We start from the raw sequence: 1,091 nt of genomic DNA on the forward strand, positions 1-1,091 counted from the left end.
CCTGTATGCGAAATTGTTCTTTTTCATCCTCGGTCATCTCAAGTGGAACGCCGTGCAATGTGTCCACAATATAGGACGAAATTTTAGCGAAGTGCTCGTCAAAATCAGTGGTATCTTCGTTGGTCATATTTCTGTTCTACCCTCATTATAAGCTTTCCGGTCTGCTTAAAGTTACAGCTTTCAGCGTAAAGCTTCCGTAGTTTTTAATGCTAAACGATGCTTTCACCGAAACGGTTGGGTTTTTAGGTTCACTTCCAACAGGATACGAATAGTTCATGCTATCGGCAACAATAGTTTTGTGATCGGCCGATTGATGTGTTACATTATGTGTCCACCATTCACTATTTCCGGAAGGTTTAATCTGGAAAGTATGATATGTGTAATAGTAATACGAATCAAAGACCTGTGAACTCATATGTACTTCATAATAATGACGATTATCACGGATACCTGCATCATAGAATTTGAATACAGTTACTGTATTTTCGCTTACCCATGTGCGTTCATCAGGATTTATAACATATGAATTTCCGTACGAATCCGTAGCCACACAAACTTCATCAAGCAGTACCAATGACGAAGTCGTGCTATCACCTTCAAGTCTTGCAGCGAGTTGCTGATTATTTGCGGCGAAGGCTGCTGGAACCATTGCCACAAATACCAATATGGCAACCAGTAAACTTATTATCTGCTTTCTCATATCAAATCCTCCACAATACATTTTAATGAAAACTAATGTTTGTATTTTATATCTTCTGCACCGGAACCACCTCCAGTTCAGCTTTTATTATTACTATTGATGATATCAAAACACAAGAGCCGATCAAAGTCCACGATTTTGTAGCAAAATGGAGAAAATTTGTAACAAAACCGGATTCATACATAACAATATGTCCCCCAACACTGGACTTCCAGCATCGGGGGACATATCAGAACGGATGATTGCCGCGTACTCACACCATATTTGTAAGCTAACTATCAGCCAAAGTCTTTTATAACATCATGTAAAATCTCCATTTGTTGTGGGGAAAGATCATTTCCTTTTTGACTTGGTGAAAGCAATTCATTACGGAGTTTAATTAAAGTTTTCT

Annotated in this window: 1 protein-coding gene; it reads right to left on the reverse strand. The window is 38.5% G+C overall.

What is annotated here, in order from left to right:
• Positions 1-145: 145 nt before the first annotated feature.
• On the reverse strand, positions 146-700 hold the full coding sequence (locus QZL71_RS13135; protein ID WP_270565722.1) for a hypothetical protein: 555 nt from the start codon (positions 698-700) through the stop codon (positions 146-148).
• Positions 701-1,091: the final 391 nt, after the last annotated feature.

This window comes from uncultured Faecalibacterium sp. (genome assembly GCF_900066275.1).
GTDB classification, from domain to species: Bacteria; Bacillota; Clostridia; order Oscillospirales; family Ruminococcaceae; genus Faecalibacterium; species Faecalibacterium taiwanense.